Source organism: Kitasatospora sp. NBC_01560 (assembly GCF_045208415.1).
Lineage (GTDB): Bacteria > Actinomycetota > Actinomycetes > Streptomycetales > Streptomycetaceae > Kitasatospora.
Window position 1 is genome coordinate 1,663,592 of record NZ_CP109364.1, and the last position, 20,985, is coordinate 1,684,576.

The 20,985-nt window shown below is 74.7% G+C and carries 14 protein-coding genes; 7 read left to right on the forward strand and 7 right to left on the reverse strand.

All coding sequences use genetic code 11. From position 1 onward, the window contains the following. Positions 1-5: 5 nt before the first annotated feature. A complete protein-coding gene (locus tag OH807_RS06750; RefSeq protein WP_406195113.1) occupies positions 6-356 on the reverse strand; it encodes an ATP-binding protein in 351 nt (116 codons plus the stop codon). Between OH807_RS06750 and OH807_RS06755 the strand changes: the two genes are divergently transcribed. Further along, positions 270-752: a DUF5753 domain-containing protein gene (locus OH807_RS06755; protein WP_406195116.1), complete on the forward strand. Its 483-nt coding sequence runs from the start codon at positions 270-272 to the stop codon at positions 750-752. The genes OH807_RS06750 and OH807_RS06755 overlap by 87 nt on opposite strands. An 11-nt stretch (positions 753-763) precedes the next feature. Next, positions 764-955, forward strand: a complete 192-nt coding sequence (locus OH807_RS06760; protein WP_406195118.1) for a hypothetical protein — start codon at positions 764-766, stop codon at positions 953-955. Positions 956-1,087: 132 nt separating this feature from the next. Here OH807_RS06760 and OH807_RS06765 read toward each other — a convergent pair whose 3' ends face one another. Further along, complete coding sequence (locus tag OH807_RS06765) at positions 1,088-2,296, reverse strand: S8 family peptidase (RefSeq protein WP_406195120.1); 1,209 nt, start codon at positions 2,294-2,296, stop codon at positions 1,088-1,090. A 159-nt stretch (positions 2,297-2,455) separates the two neighbouring features. Here OH807_RS06765 and OH807_RS06770 point away from each other — a divergent pair, with 159 nt between their 5' ends. Further along, a complete protein-coding gene (locus tag OH807_RS06770) occupies positions 2,456-3,379 on the forward strand; it encodes an IS5 family transposase (protein WP_406195122.1) in 924 nt (307 codons plus the stop codon). A gap of 71 nt (positions 3,380-3,450) precedes the next feature. Here the strand turns inward: OH807_RS06770 and OH807_RS06775 are convergent, their stop codons facing one another. The 3 genes from OH807_RS06775 to OH807_RS06785 form a co-directional block, all read right to left on the reverse strand. Further along, complete coding sequence (locus OH807_RS06775) at positions 3,451-6,237, reverse strand: ATP-binding protein (protein ID WP_406195124.1); 2,787 nt, start codon at positions 6,235-6,237, stop codon at positions 3,451-3,453. A 191-nt stretch (positions 6,238-6,428) separates the two neighbouring features. Then, positions 6,429-7,157, reverse strand: coding sequence for a heparin lyase I family protein (locus OH807_RS06780; RefSeq protein WP_406195126.1), 729 nt, complete (start codon positions 7,155-7,157; stop codon positions 6,429-6,431). 208 nt (positions 7,158-7,365) lie between these two features. Next, a complete protein-coding gene (locus OH807_RS06785; protein ID WP_406195128.1) occupies positions 7,366-8,793 on the reverse strand; it encodes a uracil-xanthine permease family protein in 1,428 nt (475 codons plus the stop codon). Positions 8,794-8,980: 187 nt separating this feature from the next. Between OH807_RS06785 and OH807_RS06790 the strand changes: the two genes are divergently transcribed. Further along, positions 8,981-9,892 carry a phytoene/squalene synthase family protein gene (locus OH807_RS06790; RefSeq protein ID WP_406195130.1) on the forward strand — a complete coding sequence of 304 codons (912 nt, stop codon included), beginning with the start codon at positions 8,981-8,983 and terminating at the stop codon, positions 9,890-9,892. A 32-nt stretch (positions 9,893-9,924) separates the two neighbouring features. Here OH807_RS06790 and OH807_RS06795 read toward each other — a convergent pair whose 3' ends face one another. Next, on the reverse strand, positions 9,925-12,690 hold the full coding sequence (locus OH807_RS06795; protein ID WP_406195132.1) for a SpoIIE family protein phosphatase: 2,766 nt from the start codon (positions 12,688-12,690) through the stop codon (positions 9,925-9,927). 150 nt (positions 12,691-12,840) lie between these two features. Continuing rightward, positions 12,841-13,845 carry a LysR family transcriptional regulator gene (locus OH807_RS06800; RefSeq protein WP_406195134.1) on the reverse strand — a complete coding sequence of 335 codons (1,005 nt, stop codon included), beginning with the start codon at positions 13,843-13,845 and terminating at the stop codon, positions 12,841-12,843. A gap of 230 nt (positions 13,846-14,075) precedes the next feature. Between OH807_RS06800 and OH807_RS06805 the strand changes: the two genes are divergently transcribed. The 3 genes from OH807_RS06805 to OH807_RS06815 all read left to right on the forward strand — a co-directional run bounded on the left by OH807_RS06805 (position 14,076) and on the right by OH807_RS06815 (position 20,945). After that, complete coding sequence (locus OH807_RS06805; RefSeq protein ID WP_406195136.1) at positions 14,076-15,236, forward strand: iron-containing alcohol dehydrogenase; 1,161 nt, start codon at positions 14,076-14,078, stop codon at positions 15,234-15,236. A gap of 800 nt (positions 15,237-16,036) precedes the next feature. After that, positions 16,037-17,482: a BTAD domain-containing putative transcriptional regulator gene (locus OH807_RS06810; protein ID WP_406195138.1), complete on the forward strand. Its 1,446-nt coding sequence runs from the start codon at positions 16,037-16,039 to the stop codon at positions 17,480-17,482. Positions 17,483-18,050: 568 nt separating this feature from the next. Then, on the forward strand, positions 18,051-20,945 hold the full coding sequence (locus OH807_RS06815; protein ID WP_406210763.1) for a BTAD domain-containing putative transcriptional regulator: 2,895 nt from the start codon (positions 18,051-18,053) through the stop codon (positions 20,943-20,945). The last annotated feature ends 40 nt before the right edge of the window (positions 20,946-20,985 follow it).

Consider the following 20,985-nt stretch of genomic DNA (forward strand, 5'->3'; position numbering starts at 1 on the left):
TTTCGTCAGGCCGCGTGGAGTCTGACCCCCGCGACCACGGACTTGCCGCAGGTCCGCCGGGGCACGACGGCCCAGATGTCGCAGAGCGCGTCGACCAGCAACAGACCCCGCCCGCCGCACTCCTGCGGGCGCGGGTCGACGAGGACGGGCCGGCCGGCCCCCGGGTCGGAAACGGCCAGCCAGCAGTGGCCGTCGGCGATCCAGAGGACGAGCTCGAAGCACGCGCGAAGCGACTCCGCACCACCGACACCGTCCACGTTCCAGGGCTGTTGCAGACCTCGGACCACGCCCTCGCCGTATTCCGGGCGGTGTTCCCACCGCTGCCCGAGCATGAGGTCGGCCTGCGACTCGCTCATCGGACGGAACGCCGGCAAGTGCTCACCGGTGACGATCCGCCCAACTACGTCGCCGTTGTGCACGAAGCAGTTCTGCGGATGCAGTTCGGCGGCCGCAAGGGCATGCACGCCCAACTGGAATACCTGCTCGACGCATCCGAACGGGACAACGTCACGCTTCGCGTCGTTCCTTTCGAGCACGGGGCCTTTCCGGGCGCCGGGCACACCGTCCTCTACGCGGAGGGGCCGGTGCCACAGCTCGACACGGTTCAGGTGGACAGGGCGCATGGCCCCCAGTTCCTGGAGGCCGAAGGACAGCTGACGAAACACCGTGCCCAGCTTGATCGGTTGGAAGATCTGGCGCTGACCCCGCGACGATCCCGTGATTTCATCCGCGAGATCGCCGACCAACTGTAAGGAGACGTTCGATGCCCACCATCACCTGGGAAGACCCCTTCTGCGGCGAGGGCAACTCATGCTTCCGCCTCGGCACCGACGCCGACGGCAACGCCTACATCGCCGTCAAGGGCCAGGAGGACCGGGCCATCACCGACTCCAGGGCTGCCCTGCGCACCCTCATCCTGGACATCAAGGCGGGCAACGCCGACCACCTGCTCTAGGCCCTGTCCGGTCGATCATGTGCGTGGCTGTGCTGGGTTCTGGGTGGGGCCGTGCACGGTGTGGGTCTTGACGTGGGACCGCCCCGCCGGCTTTGTGGGCTCGGCGGGGCGGCGGTTGTGCGGCAGGGCGGGTCAGAGACCGGCGGTGTACAGCAGTTCGTTGGGGCTGCTCTTGGTGACGGTCAGGGCGTCCTTGGTGGTTTCGGTGGAGAGCCACCCCGCGAGGTCCTCGGGGGTCGCGTCGGTGTGCCCGGCGAGGTAGAGGGCGACGGTGCCGGTGACGTGCGGGGCGGCCATGGCGGTGCCGCTGTTGGAGATGCTGCCGCCGCCGAGCTGGGCGGAGGTGATGTCCTTGCCGGGCGCGTACAGCGAGACGCACCGGCCGTAGTTGCTGAAGTCGGTCTCCTCGTCGTACTTGTCGGTCGCGCCGACGGTGATGACCCGCTCGGCGGAGGAGGGGGAGGCGTCGCAGGCGTCACGGGCGACGTTGCCGCCGGAGACGACGGGCATGATGCCCGCGTCGGAGAGCGCGGTGGCGGCCTTGTTGAGTGCTTCGTCCTTGTCGCCGCCGACGGAGATGTTGGCGACGGCGGGCTTCTTGGCGTTGGCCGCCACCCAGTCGAGGCCCGCGATGATCTGCTCGGTGGTGCCCTTGCCGTCACAGCCCACGACCCGGACGCTGACCAGGTTCACCTTGCGGGCGACGCCGTAGGTCTTGCCGCCGACGATGCCGGCGACGTTGGTGCCGACGCCGTTGCAGTCGGCACCGTTCTTCCCGTCGCCGACGGTGTCGGTGCCCAGGGTGGCGCGGCCCTCGAACTCGTCGTGGCCGAAGTCGATGCCGGTGCCGATCAGGTAGGCGGTGACGCCGGCTCCGTTGCCCTCGACGTTGAACTGCCCGTCACCGGTCCCCGCGTCCTTGTCCCAGTCGTGCTGGTCGATGCGGTCCAGACCCCAGCTGGCGGCCACCGCCCGCTTGTCCTGGGTGGGCGAGACGGTGCCCGCCCCGGTGCCGGCGCGGCCGTTCTCCTCGACGGCCTCCACCCCGGGCAGGGCACGTACCCGCTCCAGCTGGGCTGCGTCCAGGCGGGCGGAGAACCCGTTCAGGACGTGGCGGTAGGTGTGCAGCGGCTCGACGCCCCCGGCCCTGGCCGCCACCCGGGCCGGGTCCAGGCCTTTGTCCACCGTGACGATGTACTCACCGGGGACGGCCTTGGCCGTCCTGTGCAGGGGAGCCGCGACAGCCCGCCCGGAGGGGCCGTCGGCTGCCGCTCCCTGCGCGGCGGCCAGGGGAATGATCAGCATGAGGGCGGCGGACGCGCAACGCGCGGACAGTCGCATCAGGTCTCCGTTCACGAAAAGGGGACCGTCCCCGGGGCCGGGACAGCCCCACGCACGACGGTCACCTGATGCATCGTCCGTCTGCGCACCTTCCTTGAGCGCGGCACGCCGCAGGCGTCTGCCCGGTTTCCGGTTGGCGGATCGGTCGTTGACCCGGCCGTGGAGGACAGAGGCAGGGGCGATCTCACGGATGCGCAGTGGGAGCGGCTTCGGCCGTACCTGCCGGTGGGCACCGGGCGGTGCGGCAGGTGGCGCGACCACCGGCAGGTGATCAACGGGGTGCTGCACCGGATTCGGACCGGTGTGCCGTGGCGTGACCTGCCGCACCGCTACGGGCCGTGGAAGACCGTTTCCGAACGGCATCGGCGGTGGTCGGCGGACGGTACCTGGGCCCTGGTGCTGCGTCGGCTCCAGGCCGAAGCCGATGCGGAAGGTGACATCGACTGGGAGATCGCGGTCGACTCCACATCCGTGCGCGCCCACCAGCACGCCGCTGGTGCCCACCGTGCTGTGCCGATGCCCCTTTCGTACGGGTGCTACTCCGCCGGCGGGCTCGGGCCGGGTGTTGGCAAAGCGGCAACTGCGGTATGTGAGGGCGATGCCCCGGGTCGCCCGCGAGGCGGCTCCACAACCTGGATTCACCTGAGCGCCGACGGCCGGTGCCGCGTGCTCTCGCTGGTCCTGACACAGGGCCAGCGCGCGGACTGTACAGAGTTCGAGGCAGTGATGAACGGCATTCAGGTTCCTCGCATCGGTGCCGGCCGGCCTCGGAGCACCCCGTCGAGCGTCAGCGCGGACAAGGCGTACAGCAACCAGGCGATAGGCCAATGCCTGCGGCGACGCAAGATACGCCACAGCATCCCCGGGAAGCGCGACCAGGCGGCCATCCGCCGGACTCGCGGGCATGCCGGCGGCCGACCACCCGGGTTTGACCCGGTTCGGTACAGGAAGCGCAACACCGTCGAACGAGCCATCAGCAAACTGCTGAACTACCGCGCCGTCGCGACGCGATATGACAAACGGGCATACGTCCACCTGGGGACCGTCACGGTCGCAGCCTTCATGACCTTGCTCCGCGCATGATCGACCGGACAGGGTCTGGCCCCTCCGGGCCGCAGCCGTCACTTCGGCGCCGGCGGCCCGGCACCCAGGCCTCAGCCCGCCGCGCCCGTCCGCAGGAGCTCCCCGGCCCGGGCCGCCAGGGCCTCCGCGCCGCAGTGCGCGGCCAGCTCCAGCCCCCGGGCCAGCGCCGTGCGGGCGGTCGGCGCGGTGCCCAGCGCCTCACCCAGGTCGACCAGGGCGAGTGCATGCTCGTAGCGGGCCGGTGAGCGCTCCAGGTGCCGGACGGCCTCCGTGAGCAGTTCGGCGGCGCGCGGCCGCTCGTGCACCGCCGCGCAGAGCCGCAGCGCACTGCCGACGGCCGAGTCCGTCCCGGACTCCCGGGCCCGGCGGACGGCCTCCCCGGCGAGTTCGCGGGCCTCCTCCGGCCGGTCGGGGGCGACGGCGCGCGCCAGGTGCCCGAGCCACGGCGCCCACACCGTGTTGCGCCAGCCGCGCGCGTCCAGGGCCGCGCCGGCGGCGGTCAGCGTCTCGGCCGCGCCGGCCGCGTCGCCCCGGGCCAGCAGCAGGCGGCCGTACAGCGTCGGCGCGTCGGGCAGCACCATCACCGTCGGGTACGGCGGGCCGAAGGCGTGCGTCCGGGTGAGCTCCAGGGCCTCGGCGAGCTGCCCGCGCGCGGCCAGGGTCTCGGCCAGCGCCCCGACCGCGTCCCAGTGCAACGGCCCTTCCGGGCCGATCCGTTCGGCGATCCGCAGGGCCCGGCGCAGGTGGTCCTCCGCCTCCACGAGGGCGCCGCAGCGAAATCGGAGCATGCCGGTCAGCAGGTGGGCGAAGCCGAGGTGGCCGCCGCTCCACCCGGCCACCTCGTACGCCCGGACCGCCTCGGTGAAGAGCTCCTCCGCCCGGTCGACCCGGTCCGCGTAGAGGTAGCTGATGCCGAGGATCCCGGGCAGCTCGAAACCCCAAATGGTGTTGGTCCAGCCGAGGCTGCGGGGCAGCCGGCCGCCCGGCAGCGCGGACTCGGCGAGCGCGATCGCCTCCGCCCGGTCGGCACCGCGGAGCGTGAGGTCCCAGCAGCGCAGCACGGCCACCGCGTGGGCCAGGCCGTCGCGTTCGAACAGGACCTCGTCGGGGGTCGGCCCGCCGCCCGCACCCGGGCCGACGGCAGTGCCGGCACCGGCACCCGCGTCGGTGAAGGCCAGTCCGATCATGTCGAGCATCCGGGCGAACTCCGCCAGCCGCCGCGAGCGTCCCGGCCCGTCCGCGTCCTCGGACTGGAACGCGGCGAACATGAAGTGGGCCACCTCCAGGCGCAGCCGGCCCGGGCCGGGCTCGGTGCGCGCGGCCTCCTCGGCACACACCTCGGCGGCCTCGCCGACCCGGTTGCTGTGGGCGAGGGCCTGCGCGAGCCGGAAGGTCGCGTCCACCCGGAGCTCGGGGCCCAATCCGTACGGGTCCGCGAGCGCCAGGCGCAGCTGGTTGACGGTGGTCGCCGGGTCGGTGAGCAGCGCGGAGCAGCCGAGTTCGTGGAGCACCACGGCGCGGTCCTCGTCGGCCGGGGGTTCGCTGATGGCGCGGCGCAGGCAGCGCTGGGCCGCCTCGGGCGCCCCGATGGCCAGGTGTTCGCGGGCGGCGCGGCGCAGCTTGCCGACGATCGCGCCGTCCCCCTCGGGCAGGGTCTCCAGCAGGTGCCGGGATGCCGTCAGCAGGCCGAGGCCGGCGTTCTCGGTCTCGACGGCGGCGACTCCGTGCATCCCGGTCCGGACGGCGGGCGGCATCGACTGGTAGACGGAGGTGGCGATCAGTGGGTGGACGAACTCCAGCCGGCCGCCCGGCGTGCCGGTCAGCACCCCGTGCCGGCGCAGCTCCCGGATCGACTGGTCGGCGGTCTCCGGGCCCTGGGCGCAGACGACGGCGGCGAGGTCGGGGCGGATGTCGGTGCCCAACATCGACGCCGCCCAGGCGAAGCGGAGGGTGGCCGGGCCGAGCTTGTCGAGCCAGTGACGGAGCGTCATGCCACGTGCTCCCGCGGCGAGTTCGCGCAGCTGGCCGGTGCTCTCCTCGACCGGGTCGAGCCGCTGGTCGAGCACCTCGCGCAGCAGGGCGGTGGTCTCGTACGGGTTCCCGCCGGTGACCGCCCAGACGTGCCGGCAGAAGGCGTCCTCCGCTTCCACGCCCACGGCGGCCCGGACGAGGTGCGCGACCGAGGCCGGCTGGAGCGGGCGCAGTTCGTGCCGCCGGTCGGCCCGGCCGACGAGGCCGTGCTGGAGCGCCAGGGCGTCGTCGGGGAACTCGTCGCGGCAGGCGAGCACCAGCAGCGCCGGCAGCTCGCGGGCGCGCACCGCGAAGCCCGCCAGCCAGCCGAGCGACTCCGGGTCGGCCCAGTGCAGGTCGTCGACGATCACGGCCACCGGTGAGTGCCGCTGCACGAGGTGGGTGAGCACGAAGTCCAGCCCGTCCCGGACGCCCTGCGGGTCGAGCTGCCCGCCGGGCGGCAGCAGCCCGACGGCCGGGCCGACGATGTCCTCCCAGGGGCCGAAGGCCTGCGCCCGTTCCTCCGCGGAGAGCGCCGCCAGCACCGGTTGCAGCAGCTGGCGCACCACGCGGAACGGCTCGTGGCGCTGCCGCTCGCCGCCGCGGGCGAACAGCACCGTGCACCCCGCGCGCTTCGCCTCCCGCCGGACCTCGGCCAGCACGGCGGTCTTGCCCAGCCCGGCCGCACCGGTGTAGAGCAGCAGCTCGCCGGTGCCGGCTCCGGCGGGCCGGGTCAGGGCCTCGACCGCCCGCCCGGCCGACCGGATCTCGGCCTCGCGTTCGTGCAGCTGGCAGCCGTCCCGGCCGGATCCGCCGTCACCCCCGGCCGCGGTCCCCCCATCGGTCACCTTCGCCCCCAATGCGCCGTCGTGCGAACGTCGTTGACGACGCCGAGGCTACTGCGGAACGACCGGCTCCGGTGCGGGCTTGACAATCCCCGCGGCCGGGGGCCGGGGCGGGCGGCGCTGCGGCCACCGGTCGGGGTGCCCGTCTGCCCGGACGGGGCCGGGCCGGGGCCGGCCCCGCCGCTGCCCCGCCGCTACGAGCCGGCGGTGGCCGCCTCCAGGGTGGTCGCCATCACCGGGCTGGTGAAGGTGTTCGTCGCGTCGCCCGTGGAGGGGTGGTAGGAGCCCCACTTGAGGTAGTTGCGGTCGCCGTCCCAGGTGGTGCCCTTGAAGGTGCCCGAGCCGGTGGTGAAGGTCTGCTTCACGCCGTCGAACCAGAAGTCGATGGTGCCGTCGGTGCGGCCCAGGCGGATCTTCAGCGCGTAGGAGTGCCACTGGTTGTTGGCCGTCGGCGCCGTCCACAGCTGGTGCGCGACGTGCTCGGTGTCCCACTCCTGGAGGCGGATGCGCCCGGTCGTCGCGTCGATCTCGATCGGGTGGTTCGCCGTGTCGGTGCTCGGCGAGCACTTGAGCTGGAAGACGTAGCGGCTGTTCGCGTCCTTGATGTCCACCTTGGACGACCAGCCGAGATAGAAGGTGTCGCCCTCCTTCAGGTCGGGGCTCAGCGTCTCGCAGCGCTCCTCGCCCGCGGCCTGGAAGGCCCGCCACACACTGCCCTTGGTGGCGTCCTTGACGACGCCGAAGTTGCCCGAGGCGCACTGGACGGCGGCGAAGGAGGACGCGCCCTTGCTGGTGCTCGGGCTCCAGAGGACCTTGCCCGTCGCGGCGGAGCTGCTGGCGGTGGCCGAGCCGAAGGAGATCGCGAACGTCGTGAGGGCCACGACGCCGGCGGCGGTCCTGCGGTGGTGGGACAGAAGGGACATGCCTCTCCCGGGGGGATGAGTGGCCGGAACGGAAGCGGTCCGGGCCGATCGGCCCGGACGCACGGAGCGATTCGACCACCTGACGACGCGTCGGGCCAAGCGGGCCGGCCGGCCGTGGCCCTTTCGGGCAGTCCCGCCGGCCGGCCTCGGGCAACCGGGCACCGGGCCCGTGGTGTCCCACCGGCACCACGGGCCCGCCCGTGCCCCGCTACCGCGCCTGCGGCTGCGCCCCGCCCGGCTCCCCGGGCTCCCCCGGGCCCTCGGCGTCCGCGTCGTAGGAGGAGGTGCCCTCGTCCAGCAGCGGCTCCTGCGTCTTGAGGTGCGCGGGGGCGAGCGCCCGCAGCACGTGGTAGCCGGTGATGACGACCAGGGTGCCCAGCGCGATGCCGCTGAGACTGAAGGTGTCGGTGAACTCGATGGTGACGTTGCCGATGCCGATGATGATGCCCGCGGCGGCCGGCACCAGGTTCAGCGGGTTGCGCAGGTCCACCCGGGCGTTGGTCCAGATCTGCGCGCCGAGCAGGCCGATCATGCCGTACAGGATGACGGTGATGCCGCCGAGCACCCCGCCGGGGATCGCGGCCACGACGGCACCGAACTTCGGGCAGACGCCGAACAGCAGCGCGAAGCCGGCCGCGGCCCAGTAGGCGGCGGTGGAGTACACGCGGGTGGCGGCCATGACGCCGATGTTCTCGGAGTACGTGGTGTTCGGCGGGCCGCCGAGCGCGGTGGAGAGCATCGAGCCGACGCCGTCGGCGGAGATCGCGGTGCCGAGCTTGTCGTCCAGCGTCTGACCGGTCATCTCCCCCACGGCCTTGACGTGCCCGGCGTTCTCCGCGACCAGCGCGATCACCACAGGCAGGGCCACCAGGATCGCGGACCACTGGAAGGACGGGCCGTGGAAGGCGGGCAGGCCGACCCAGTCCGCCTTGCCGACGCCCGAGAGGTCCAGGCGCCAGTGGTCGGTGAGGTGGCCGGCCGCGTCCGCCGAGTGGATCCGCCCGAAGACCCGGTCGAACAGCCAGGAGATCCCGTAGCCGAAGACCAGCCCGAGGAAGATCGCCACGCGTGACCAGAAGCCGCGCAGGCAGACCACGGCCAGCCCGGTGAACAGCATCACCAGCAGCGCCGTCCACTGGTCCTGCGGCCAGTACGTCGAGGCGGTGACCGGCGCGAGGTTGAAGCCGATCAGCATGACGACGGCGCCGGTGACGATCGGCGGCATCGCGGCGTGGATGATCCTCGCCCCGAACCGCTGGACGGCCACGCCGACCAGGAACAGCGCCCCGCCCACCACGAACACGGCACCGGTGACGGTCGCGCTGGTGCCGCCCTGCGCCCGGATCACCGCGGCCACGCCGACGAAGGACAACGAGCAGCCGAGGTAGCTGGGCACCCGGCCGCGGGTCGCCAGCAGGAAGATGACGGTCGCGACGCCGGACATCATGATCGCCAGGTTGGGGTCGAGCCCCATCAGCACGGGCGCCACGAAGCTCGCGCCGAACATGGCCACCACGTGCTGGGCGCCGAGCCCCGCCGTCCGGGGCCAGGAGAGTCGTTCGTCGGGGCGGACGACCGCTCCCGGTGCGGGCGTCCGCCCGTCACCGTGCAGCTTCCAGCGCACGCCGAGATCCATGTGGGGGGTTCGCTTTCTCTGTACTTCCGGGAGTTGTCCGCACCATTCTCCTGGTCACCGGCCCTCCCCTCCGGCACCGCCCCCGCTCCTGACCCTGCGTCCGCGCCGGGGTGGCCGGGCCGGGCGCCGGCACGGTGTCGGCTCCTCTAGGCTCGGGGGACACCGACCGGGGAGAGGGCGAGCACGCGTGGGCAGCTGGGAGAAGGCGCTGGACGCCGCCGGGATCGGGGAGCCCGGACTCCGCGAGGACTACGGCCGGCAGCGCCGCCGGGTGACGCGGTACAAGCCCGAGGCCGTCCTCGCCGCACGGCTCCTCCTGCCGGCCCGGCTCGTCCCGCACGTGATCGCGGCCACCGCCTACATGCACCGCACCGACAGCCTGCTCGACAGCGGCCCGCCCGACGGCCGGAAGGCGGCGTACGCGCGCTGGGAGCAGGAGGTCGCCGACGGCCTCGCCGGCGGCGGGACGGACCACCCCGAGCTGCGTCCGCTGCTGAACACCGTCGCCGTGCACCCCGCCCTGCGCGAGGCCGCCCTGGAGCACCTCGCCGGCGCCGCCGCCGACCTCGACTTCGCCGGATTCGCCACCGAGGCCGACTACCAGCGCTACGTGGACGCGTACTCGCTGCCCGCGTTCATGGTGGTCGCCACCCTGCTCGGCCCGGACGGCGACCGGACGGCCTACCGGTCCGCCTGCCGCACCTTCATCGACGCCAGCCAGCGGCTCGACTTCGTCAGCGACCTCGCCGAGGACCTCGCCGACGGCCGCCTGACCGTCCCCGAGCAGTACCTGGGCGCGCACGGGGTCACCCGCGGCGACCTCGAACGGGGCCGCAATCTCCCGGCCGTCCGGGCGATGGTCACCGACCAGCTCGACCGGGTCGACCGCACCCTCGCCGAGGGCCGCGCCGTCGTCGGTCTCGTCCCGCCCGCGCACCGGCCCATGGTCCGCTGCATGATCGGCCTGGACGAGCTGACCAGCCGCGCCGCCCGGGCCGACGTTCCCGCCCTGCTCCGCCGCTCGGCCGGCCCGGCCAGACCCGCCGCCCTTCGCCTGCTCGGCCGCGAGTACCTCCGGGCCCGCCGCACGCGCCGCTGACCGTCCGCACCGGCCCCGGCGGGCGGCCCGCGTCAGCCCGCCGGCGCGTCCGGGTGCAGGACCTGCTCGGCCCAGACGATCTTGCCGCCGGCGGTGTAGCGGACGCCCCAGCGGTCGGCGAGCTGGGCGACGAGGAACAGCCCGCGGCCGCCCTCGTCCTCCGCGACGGCGTAGCGGAGGTGCGGGGCGGTGCTGCTGGTGTCCGACACCTCGCAGATCAGCGTGCGGTCGTAGAGGAGTCGCACCCCGATCGGACCGGTCGCGTAGCGGATGGCATTGGTCACCAGCTCGCTGAGCGCCAGCTCGGTGACGAAGACGGCCTCGTCCAGGCCCCACGCGGTGAGCCGCCGGGTGGCCTCGGCGCGGGCCAGGGCCACGGCCTCGGGCACCCCGGCCACCTCCCACTCGGCGGTCCGGTCGCGGTCCAGTACCCGGGTGCGGGCGACGAGGACGGCGATGTCGTCGGTCTGCCGCGCGGGCAGGAGGGCGCCGAGCACCGCGTCGCAGACCTCGTCGGGCGACCGGTCGGGGTGCGCCAGGGCGGCCCTGAGCAGATCCAGCCCGACACCGATGTCACGGGTGCGGTCCTCGACCAGGCCGTCGGTGTAGAGCACCAGGCTGCTGCCCTCCGGCAGCCGCAGCTCGGTGGCCTCGAAGGGCATCCCGCCCACGCCGAGCGGCGGACCGACGGGGACGTCGAGGAACTCCGCCCTGCCGTCCGGGTGGACGAGGACGGGCGGCGGGTGCCCGGCCCCGGCCAGGACGCACGTGGCGGTGGTGGGGTCGTAGATGGCGTAGAGGCAGGTGGCGCCGGAGATCGCGAGCGCCCCTTCGGCCGGGTCCGTCTCCTGGTCGATGTGGCTCACCAGTTCGTCCAGGTGCCCGAGGAGCTCGTCGGGCGGCAGGTCGAGCGTGGAGAAGTTCTGGACGGCGGTGCGCAGCCGGCCCATGGTCGCGGCCGCGTGCAGACCGTGTCCGACGACGTCGCCGACGACGAGCGCCACCCGGGCGCCCGGCAGCGGGACGACGTCGAACCAGTCGCCGCCGACCCCCGCCTGGGCCGGCAGGTAGCGGTGCGCGACGACGAGGGCGCTCTGCTCGGGCAGCGCCCGCGGCAGGAGGCTGTGCTGCAGCGTGACGGCCATCGTGTGCTCGCGGGTGAAGCGGCGGGCGTTGTCGATGGACACGGCGGCCCGGGCCGCCAGCTCCTCGGCCAGCGACAGGTCGTCCTCGTCGAAGCGCTCCCGGTCGTGGACGCGCCAGAAGGAGGCGACGCCCATCAGCACGCCGCGGGCCGTCAGCGGTACCGCGATCAGCGACGCCAGGCCGAATTCCAGCACCGCCTGCGTGCGCTCGGCGTCCTGCGTGCGCCACCCCGCGTCGGCCGCCGGCTCGGAGACGAGCGCGGAGCTCCCGCTGACGAAGCCCTCCGCCTGCGGGGTGCGCCCCGCCCAGCGGACGAGTTCCCCCGGGGGGTACAGCGGCGAATCGTCCCGGGCGCCGGCGACGGCCACCCGCCGCAGTTCCACTGGGGCGCCGACGGCCAGGGTCGGCGGCTCGTCCCCGTGCAGAACGTCCTCGGCGAGGTCGACGGTGGCGTAGTCGCAGAACTCCCGGGTGGCCATCCCGGCGAGCTCCTCCGCGGTGCGCCGGACGTCCAGCGTCGTCCCGATCGCCATGCTCGCGTCGTACAGCAGCCGGAGCCGGCCCTGGGCGACCTCGGCCTTCCCCGCGAGGGCCATCAGCTCGGTGGAGTCCCGCAGGGTGGTGACGCTGCCGCCCGGGCCTCCCCCGTTCCCGGTGGACCGGGTGTTGACCGCCAGCAGGCGCTCGCCGACCGGGATCACCTCGTCGGTGACGGCGTCGCCGGAGAGCAGCAGCTCGGCCGTCCGCGGCGCGAGGCCGAGGCCGGCGACGGCGCGCCCCTCCGTGTCGGGCGGCAGGTCGAGCAGCCGGCGCGCCTCGTCGTTGGCGAGCAGGACCCGGCCGTCGCCGCCGACGATGGCCACCCCCTCGCGCACCGCGTGCAGCACGGCGTCGTGGTGTTCGTACATCCGCGTCATCTCCTCCGGGCCCAACCCGTGGGTCTGACCCAGGAGACGCCTGCCCACCAGCGCCGTGCCGGCCGTGGCCAGGCCGAGCGCGAGGGTGCCCGCGCCCAGAACGACGGGCAGCTGGCGGTTGATCGCGCTGCTCACGTTGGCGACCTTCATCCCCGAGGAGACGATGCCGATCACCGCACCGCGGGCGTCCTCCACCGGGACCACCACCTGGTACTCCCGGCCGAGCGGGCCGTTCACCTGCTCGACGGTGACCATGCCCCGCAGCGACGGCCCGATGGTGCCGACGAACTTCTTGCCGATCTGCTCGGGCTGCGGGTGGGTGTAGCGGATGCCGTTCCGGTCGGCCACCACGATGAAGTCGACCCCGGCGGCCTTGCGGGCCGCCTCGGTGGACGGCTGGAGCACCGCGCTGGGGTCGGGGCCCTGCATCGCCGCCACCAGGCCGGGGCTGTGGGCGTACGTCTGGGCCGCGGCGAGCGAGCGGTCACGCGCCGCGGCGTACCGGTCACTGCGGGACTGGATCAGCAGCGCGACGACGGCCGCCACCACCAGCAGCAGCACGATGAGCACCTGCAGGGCGAACATCTGCCCGGCCACGCTGCGGATGCTGAGCACCGACCGCAGGCGCCGCGGCGGAGGCGCCTGCGCGGCGGCCGGGCGCGCGTCCCCCCGCCCGCGGCGGCCGTTCGGCCGGCGCCGGGACGGCCGGGGGGACGGGCCCGCGTCTCTCGCCATACACCCATGGTGCCGCCACGGGCCGCATCCGCGGGTCTCCGGGCCCGGGGAGCTTCCGCAGCGGCGCCCGCCCGGCGAGGACTGTCGGCGTGCACAAGGACACCGGGCGCCGGGCGCCGGGCGCCGGGCGCCCGGTCGGCCAGGCTGAAGTCACCGCCCACCGGCGCGGCGATCCCGTACGGCCCCACCCGCGTCGCCCGCGCCGGCTCCGCCCGTGTCGCCCGCGCCGGCCCCGCCCGTGTCGTGCGCGTCGCCGGTCCTGGCGCTCCCGCGTGGGAGCAGCTCGTCGGCGCGGCGGGCGACTTCGTGGTGCAGGGCGTCGCGCACCGCCCGGACGGCGGGGTGGCTCACCGCCTCCCGGCGCACGGCCAGGACGATCGGCAACCGGATGTCGACCTCGTCCGGCAACAGCCGCCGCAGCCCGGCCCGTTCGGCGAGGAAGGCCGGCAACACCCCTATGCCGGCCCCCAGCCGGGTGGCTTCGAGCTGGGCGAAGACGTTGGTGGAGGAGAATGCGGGCGTGACGCCCGGCAGATGGCGCTCGATGTCGAGGTCGCCGACCTGGAGCATCGACTCGATGTAGAAGATCAGCGGGTGCTCCCGGAGCTCGGCGACCGAGCCGGGGGCTCCGCACCGCGCGAGGTACTCGGCACCGGCGTACAGCCCCAGCGCGTAGTCGGTGAGGTGCTCGGTCACCAGCCGGCTCCGGGGCGGCCGGCCGATCGCCAGGGCGAGGTCGAAGCCGGCCGGCCGCAGGGACAACTGCCGGGTGGCCGTGATGAGTTCGGCGCGCAGCCGGGGGTGGTACCGGCGGACCCGGGCCAGCGCCGGGGTGGCGAAGACGGTACCGAAGCCGTCCGGGGCACTCACCCGGACGGTACCGTGCAGGGACGGCGCGTCCTGACCGGACACCGCGTCGACGACCCGGACGAGGGCCTCCTCGACCGCGCGGGCGCTCTCCGCGACGGCCCGTCCGGCCTCGGTCAGGCCCCAGCCCTCGGTGCCGCGCTCCATCAGCCGCGCCCCGAGGGTCTTCTCCAGGGCGGTGATCCGGCGGGACACGGTGGTGTGGTCCACCCCGAGCGCGTCGGCCGCACTCACCAGGCGCCCCGTCCGGGCGACCGCGAGCAGGTACCGCAGGTCGTCGGCGCGCACCGCGCCCGGATCGGGACGGCCGGCCCCCCTCTGCGGAGGCGAAGGCGGAGGCGGGTCCGGGCCGTCGCCGGCCGGACGGGATCGGGAGCGCACCGGGGCAGCGTATCTGCATCCGCGCACACGCCCTCTGCACGATTGGCGCTTGAACGCGCCACCGCGCGGGCGGCAGAGTCGAAGCGCGCCGGCCGGCGGACCCGGCCGCCGTTCCGCCCACCGTCGAGGGGTCCACCATGGTCGCCGGCCTGTCCCTGCCCCGGATCGTGCGCGTCGGCCGCGGTGCCGCCGAGGACCTCGGCGACGTCGTCGCCGACCTGGGGCTGAGCCGCCCCCTCCTCGTCACGGATGCGTTCCTGGTCGGGACGGGCGCGGCCGAGCGCCTGACGGCGACGCTGCGCCGGGCCGGACTGCACCCGCGGCTCTTCTCCGGCACCGTGCCCGACCCGACGACCGACTCGCTGGCCGCGGGCCTGGAAGCACTGCGCGAGCACGGAGCGGACTCGGTCATCGGGTTCGGCGGCGGCAGCCCGATGGACAGCGCCAAGGCCCTCGCCCTCCTCGGCGTGCAGGGCGGTCACATGCGCGACTACCGGGCGCCGCGCGTCAACCGCGGGCCGGCGCTCCCGGTGATCGCCGTGCCCACCACCGCCGGCAGCGGATCGGAGGCGACCCAGGTCACCGTCATCACCGACAGCGGCACGGACGAGAAAATGCTCTGCCTGGGCCCGGCGTTCCTGCCGCTCGCGGCCGTGGTCGACGCCGACCTGACCATGTCGATGCCGCCCCGGCTGACCGCCGACACCGGCATCGACGCCCTCACCCACGCCGTCGAGGCGTACGTCAGCCGCAAGGCCAATCCGTTCTCCGACGGCCTCGCCCTCGCCGCCGTCACCACCATCGGCCGCCATCTGCGCCGTGCCTACGCGGACGGCTCGGACGCCGCGGCCCGCGAGGCCATGATGCTCGCCGCGACGCAGGCCGGTATGGCGTTCTCCAACTCCAGCGTCGCCCTCGTGCACGGCATGAGCCGCCCGATCGGCGCGCACTTCCACGTCGCGCACGGCCTGTCGAACGCGATGCTGTTCCCCGCGGTGACGGCCTTCTCCGTGCACGCGGCGCCCGGCCGGTACGCCGACTGCGCCCGCGCCCTGGGCGCCGCGGCCGCGACGGACTCCGACGACGCTGCCGCCGCCGCGCTCGTCGACGCGCTCCGCGCGCTCTGCCACGACCTCGACGTCCCCACTCCCCGCGCCCACGGCATCGACCCGGACGCCTGGGCCCGGCTGACGCCGCTCATGGCCGAGCAGGCCCTGCGGTCCGGCTCGCCCGCCAACAACCCCGTCGTGCCCACCGCCGACCAGATCCGGGAGCTCTACGCCCGGGTCTACGCCTGACCTCCCGGCGCCGCGCGGCCGGCGCCTCCTGTCCTGCCGGGCCGGGCGGCCCGCGCCGCGGGATCGCTGCTCGCCGCTGATGACGTGCCGGAGGTCGTCCTGGTCCCGGGCGGAGATCCCGGCGGGCCGCCGGACGGTGCGCCACCCGTCGACCCGCCCCCGGGGGCCGGGCTCCCGGCCCGGTCGGGGGCGAACTCGGCCGGCCCGGCGGTGGCGTGACCGGCCAGGATCTCCGCCAGCAGCCGGCCGGTGCGGTGACCGGTGAGGATGCCCTGTCCGCCGTGAGCGGTGCCGACCAGGACGCGGGTGGTCGACGGGTACCCCCGAGGACGAGCCGGCCGTCCGGGGCGGCCGACCGCAGCCCCGCCCAGGAGCGGACCGGCCGGGCCCGGGCGAGCAGCGGGAAGTCCCGCACCAGCCGGGACAGCAGGAAGGCGACTCCGGCGGCGGTGACGTGCTCGGCGAAGCCGGCCTGTTCCTCCGTGGCGCCCGTGCACAGCCCGCCGTCCCGCCAGGGGCACAGGTACGTCCGCCCGGAGATGACGTGATCGATCCGGATCTCCGGGTCCTGCAACTCGATCATCTGACCGCGCAGCGGGTGGACGGGCAGGCTCGGCAGGCCGGGCAGGCTGCCCGACCAGGCACCGGCCGCCACCACCAGCCGGTCCGCCGCCGGGCGAGGGCCCAGGTCGGTGGCGTGATACCGACCGGCCCTCTTGTCCGCACGCGTCACCTCCGTAGCATGACCGGTTGTCGGATTCGGTCGCGTAAGGAGAATCCCCCTGGAGCTGCACTTCAGCATGCTCGGATCGCTCAAGGCCCGGCGCGGCGACCGGGAGCTGCGGCTGAACCGGGCCCGGGACCGCGCGGTGCTCGCCGTCCTGCTCGTCCACGCCGGGCGGCCGGTGCCCGTGGCGGAGATCATCGACGGCGTCTGGGGCGAGGAGGCGGACGAGGCGCCGAACCGGGCCAGGGGGCTGCCCGCCACCATGTACCGGCTGCGCAACACCCTGGCCGGCGAGGACGGCAGCGTCGAGGGCGGCGCCGTCGAGAGCGGCGCCGTCGAGAGCGGCAGCGTCCTGCGGCACGTCGGCAAGGCGTACCGGCTGGAGGTGGACCGGGTGAACATCGACCGTACGGCGTTCCTCACCGAGTTCGCCGCCGCCACCGCCGCCCGTCGGAACCGGCAGCCCGAGCGGGCCCACGCCCTGCTCACGGCCGCGCTCGGCCGGTGGTCCGCTCCGGTGGCCCTGGACGGCGTGCCGGGCCCGTTCGCCGAGCACGACCGCCGGATGCTGGCCGGGCGCCGGGAGGAGGCCCGGCTGGCGCGACTCGAACTCGACGTCGAACTCGGACTGGCGCTCCCGGCGGACCTCGGGCCGAAACCGGCCACCGTCGTCCCCCACGCGCTCGCGCTGGCCCGGGCCGGGCGCACCGTGCAGGCCCTCGCCCTGCTCGCCGACTCCGCCCCCGGCGGCGAGGCGGCGGCTCTGGCGGCACGCCTCCGCGGCCGGGCCACGGACCTGGCGAGCTGGACACCCTGGGCCTCCCGGACCACCCCCAGGCCGATTCGGCGGCCGTACCAACTCCCGCCGGACATCGCCGACTTCACCGGGCGAGCGGCCTTGCTCGGCGAGCTCGCCGCCGCCCTGGCCGCGCCGGGCCCACGCTGGGTCACCGTCACCGGGCCGCCCGGCTACGGCAAGAGCGCGCTCGCCGTCCACGCCGCCCACCGGCTCGCCCCCGGCTTTCCCGACGGCCAGCTCCACGCCGGCCTGGACGGGAAGACCCTCGGTGCGGACCCGGCCACCGTCCTGGCCAGCTTCGTACGGGCCCTGGGCGTCGAGGAGCGAGCCGTCCCGCCGGGCCTCGCCGACCTGCGCGCGCTCTACCTCCGGCTGCTCGCCGGGCGGCGCGTCCTGGTACTGCTCGACGGCGCTGCCGGCGCCGAGCAGGTCCGCCCGCTGCTGCCGGCCGAGCCCGGAAGCGCGGCTCTCGTCACCACCACCGGCCGACCGCTACCGGGCGGACCCACCGTCACCGTCGGCCGGATGACGCCCGACGAGGGGGTCGAACTGTTGTCCCGCGCCCTCGGCCCCTGTCGCCTGGCCCGGGAACCGGACGCCGTCCGGGCCCTGGCCGCCGCGTGCGACCACCAGCCCCACGCCCTGCGCCTGGCCGCGAGCCGCTTGGTGGGCCGTCCCGCCTGGCCTGTTTCCGCCCTCCTTTCGCACTCCTGTGGATAAGATCCGTCTGCGAATAAACGCGAGCGTTCATCCCTCGTCAACCGGCCCATCACAAAATCCCGTCGGCGGCCGCGACCACCGTCTGATCAGGCAGGCCGCCCGGTATCACCAGCGACGGGAAGAGGACGAACAGATGAGTGGAACCGTCACACGTATCAGCCGCGCGTCGGCCGGAAGTGCCGCCGTCGCGATGCCGGGGACCGGCGTACCGGCCACCGGAGGCGGGCTGCACGGTGGGGTCACCGCCCCGGGCTCCACCGAGAGCCCCCATGTCGTCCGGCCGGTGCCGGAGAGCTGCTGAGCCCCCGCGCACCGTGCCCCCCTCCCCCGACGCCCGGCTCTCCGTCTCGGCCCGCTGGGCATCCCCTCGCGCCACCGCCATCCACCAGCCCCGGCGCGCCGGCCCGGCCGGGCCGGGGCCCGACGAGCCTCCGGGAGAGCCGTCATCGCCACCGAACGCGCACCCGCACCCGCAGTCTCCACCGAACGCTCACCTGCCAGCACGCCGGACCTGCGCTTCCACCTGCTCGGCCCGCTCACCGCCCGGGTCGGCGACCGCCGCCTCGACCTGGGCCGCAGCCAACAGCAGTCCTTCCTCGCCATGCTGCTCGCCCACCCGGGCCGGCCACTGACCGCCGCCCACCTCGCCGCGGGCGTCTTCGACGAGGACAACCCGCCCGCCCGGCCCAAGTCCGCCCTCGCCACCCACGCCTACCGGCTGCGTCGCGCGCTGCGCGACCACCACGCCGAACACCTCCTGGTCACCGTCGACGGCGGCTACCGCCTCGACGTCCCCGCCGAGTCACTGGACTCCGTCACCTTCGACCGCCTCGTCTCGCAGGCGGAGGACGCCCGCGCCGCCGCCGACCGGCCATCGGCCCGTGACCTGTTGACCAGGGCGCTGGCCCTGCACGAGGGCGAGCCGCTGGCCGGACTGCCCGGAGGCCATGCCGTCGAGCTGCGCCGTCACCTGACCGAACGCAGGGTCGACGCGCTGGAGGCCAAACTCGCCCTCGACGTCGACCTGGGGGACAACCCGTCCTGCCTGGTCGAGCTGGACCAGGCCGTGTTCGCCCACCCGTTCCGCGAGCGGTTCCGCGCCCTGCTGATGCTGGAGTACCACCTGGCGGACCGCCCGGCCGAGGCGCTGGCCGCGTACGCCGATGCCCGGCGCGACTACCACACCGAGGGGCTGGACTGCCCGGAGCTCGACGCGCTGCACGCGCGGATTCGGCGTGCCGACCCCACGCTCGGCACGGACTCCCGCCCTGGGCACCGCTCGGCCGCCGCCCACGACCGGCCGGTCCCCGACCGGGGGACGGCCGCCGGCCGGCTGCCAATACCGGAACAACTTCCCCCTCCCCTCGTCGACTTCACCGGCCGATCGAGCGCCGTTGCGGAGCTGACCACCGTACTCACCCGGCCCGACCCGGGCGCCGTGGTCATCGCGGCGGTCAACGGAATCGGGGGAGCGGGAAAGAGCAGTCTGGCCGTCCACGTCGCCCACGCCCTGCGCGAGCGGTTCCCCGACGGCCGACTGCACCTGGACCTGCGCGGCGCCCAGGCCGATCCGCTCGACCCGGCCGAGGCACTCGGCCTGCTGCTGAACGCCCTCGGCGTCGCGGACCGGGAGATCCCGGCCGACCCGGCCGAGCGCGCCGCGCTCTACCGCACCACCGTGGCCGGCCGCCGCCTGCTGGTACTGCTCGACAACGCGGCCTCCGCCGATCAGACCGCACCGTTGCTGCCCGGCGATCGGACCTGCGCCGTCCTGATCACGAGCCGGGTCTGGCTGACCCGCCTCCCGGGCGCCCACCACCTCCACCTCGACGCGATGGAGCCGGCCGAAGCGCTGGACCTGCTCGCCGCCGTCGCCGGCCGCGCCCGGACCGCGGCCGAGCCCGAGGCCGCCACCGCGATCGTCACAGCCTGCGGCCGGCTGCCGCTGGCCGTACGCGTGGTCGGCTCGCGGCTCGCCGCCGACCCCGCGCAGTCCCTGGCCGGCCTGGCCGCCGCCCTGGCGGACGAGCAGACACGACTCGCCGAACTCGCCCACCACCACACGGCGGTGGAGCCCGTCCTGGCGCTCTCCTACGCCCGGCTCAACCCCGGACAGGCCCGCGCCCTGCGACTGCTCGCCCTCCCGGACACGCCCGTACTCGGCCTGGGAGCGGCCGCAGCACTGCTCGACCGCTCCCTGGGAGGCACCCGCGAACTCCTGGAGACCCTGGTCGACCTGAACCTGCTGCACTCGCCGGCCGCCGACCGGTACGGGCTCCACGACCTGCTGCGGGTCTTCGCCCGTCGGCGCGGCGCCGGCGAGGACCTTCCGGCGGAGGTCTCGGCCGCGTACGCCCGACTGCTCGCCTTCTGCCTGGCCAGCGCGCGCAACGCCGAGGCGACCGCCCACCACGTCGAGCACGCCCGGCGCAGCCTGATCACGGCGGAGGCCGCCGTGCCGGGCCGGACCTTCGGGACGGTCGAGGACGCCACCGCCTGGCTGCGCGACCAGACCGACCTCCACCAGGCGGTGATCCGCCGGGCCTGCCAGGACCCGGCCCTGCCGCTCGCCCAGGCCGCCGACCTGACGGACAAGATGGGCTCGATCCTGTTCGGCCGCGACTACGTCACCACGGTCGGCGACCTGGCGGCCCTGGTCGCCGAGGCGGCGCCGGGCCGGGGCGAACGGGACGCCGAGGCGCTCGCCCGCTCGGTCCGCGGCAGCATGCTCTGGCACGCCGGCTCCTACCCGGCGGCGGGCGAGGAGCTCCGCCGCTGCCTGCCGCTGTGCGCCCGGGCGCCGCTGCGCCGACTGCGCGCCAACGTCCTCCAGTTGATCGGGGCGAACGCGCGCGTGCTGGGCGACTTCGAGGCGGCGATCGGTCCGCTCGAAGAGGCGTCGTCGCTGTTCCACCGGCTCGACGACGCAACCGCCGAGGGCCTCGCACTCGGCGAGCTCGGCTACAACCACGCGAGGTGCGGCCGCTTCTCCCTGGCCCGCACGGCCGGCGAGCGGTGTGCCGAGCTGACCGGTGGCGAGGTGTCCATCTCCTCGTCCGTCGGGAGCTACTACCTGGCCCGGATCCTCCACCTCTGCGGCGACCTCGCCCGGGCCCTGGAGCGGGCGGAAGCCGCCCTGGCCCGGTTCCGTTCGTTCGGCATGCCCGGCTTCCAGGCCGCGACCGGCGGCCTGATCACCCGGATCCACCTCACGGCGGGGCGGCCGACGGCGGCCGTCCGGGCCGCCGAGGAGGCACTTCCGCAGGCCCGCTGCGTCGGCGGCATGCTGGAGGGCACCGTGCTGAGCGCCCTCGGCCAGGCCCTCGCCGACCTGGGTCACCGCAGCCGGGCCCGGGCCTGTCTCGGGCAGGCACTGGAGCACTTCCGGCGGCTGAATCTCGACGCCTACGCGGCCGAGACCGAGCAGCTGCTCGGCGTGGTCATCGAATGTCCATCGCCGTGACCGAGCCTCATGTCGTGCCCCGGTCAATCAGGCCGGGCAG